This is a genomic window from Moraxella sp. 179-F 1C4 NHS (assembly GCF_045370505.1).
Classification (GTDB): Bacteria; Pseudomonadota; Gammaproteobacteria; order Pseudomonadales; family Moraxellaceae; genus Faucicola; species Faucicola tetraodonis.
The window spans coordinates 1-525 of record NZ_JBIQEC010000086.1 but is presented as its reverse complement, the minus strand read 5'-3'; the positions used below and the strand labels follow the sequence as shown (position 1 = coordinate 525).

1 protein-coding gene is annotated in these 525 nt (G+C 72.4%); it reads left to right on the top strand.

Going from position 1 to position 525, the window contains the following annotated elements; all coding sequences use genetic code 11:
• Positions 1 to 474, top strand: a 474-nt coding sequence (locus tag ACH0AB_RS11970; protein WP_406878287.1) for a class F sortase, incomplete at its 5' end; no start/stop codon positions are given.
• Between the last annotated feature and the right edge of the window lie 51 nt (positions 475 to 525).

The following is a 525-nucleotide window of genomic DNA, read 5'->3' as shown; positions in this document are numbered from 1 at the left end:
ACCCAGAGCCCATCGGACGACGCCAGGATCCCCGTGCGCGTGGACTATCCGGCCATCGGGGCCACGCTGAGCGTGGTCTCGGTCGGGGTCACGGGGGACGGTGCGATGGAGCTGCCCGACGACAGCTCCGTCGGCGGCTGGTACCGCCACGGCTCGGCCCCCGGGGATCCTGAGGGGGCGGCGGTGATCGCCTCCCATTCGGGTTCACCGCGCAATCCGGTGGGGGCCCTCTACGGGCTGCGGCAGGCCGCGGTCGGCGACGAGGTCACCGTCACGGATGCGGCGGGGACCGCCCGGCGCTATCGGGTGGCCTCCACTCAGAGTCTGGGGAAGGGCGAGCTGGACCTGTCCCCGTACTTCCGCCGGGACGGCGCCGCCGAGCTCGTCCTCATCACCTGCGGCGGCGAATGGCTGCCGGACGAGCAGGACTACACGGAGAACATCGTGACCATCGCCACTCCCGTCGAGGACTGACCGGTAGCCTGTCGGAAGGTCTGGCCTGAGCCGGGCCGCGCCGCGCCGACG